Below are 252 nucleotides of genomic sequence, written 5' to 3'. Positions count from 1 at the left end.
CTACACGCACCAGAAGCTGATCGCGCCGAATGAATGGCGCAAGGTGGATGGGGAGTTCGTGCTGCACTGAGGCTGCTGCACTGAGGCCGTTGAGCTTGGTGCTCTACGGCGCCCCCCTCTGTCCTGCGAACCTTGGTCTTTTCAACCGGACGCGCTCACACCGCCGGCGGGTTCAGCCGGGCGAAGCCTTCCTGTCGGCGGTACGGAAAATACGGGTAGGGCGCGGTGACTTCGCTTGCGGCGTCGAGTTTC

The 252-nt window shown here is 63.5% G+C and carries 1 pseudogene; it reads left to right on the top strand.

The features are described 5' to 3' along the window. Positions 1 to 70 (top strand): annotated as a pseudogene (locus CKW40_RS45710) (aspartate-semialdehyde dehydrogenase); the annotation flags it as partial. Between the last annotated feature and the right edge of the window lie 182 nt (positions 71 to 252).

Origin of the sequence: Mesorhizobium carmichaelinearum (genome assembly GCF_900199455.1) — a bacterium.
Taxonomy (GTDB): domain Bacteria; phylum Pseudomonadota; class Alphaproteobacteria; order Rhizobiales; family Rhizobiaceae; genus Mesorhizobium; species Mesorhizobium carmichaelinearum.
The sequence above is the reverse complement of the archived record's forward strand: the minus strand, read 5'-3'. Positions and strand labels throughout refer to the sequence as shown.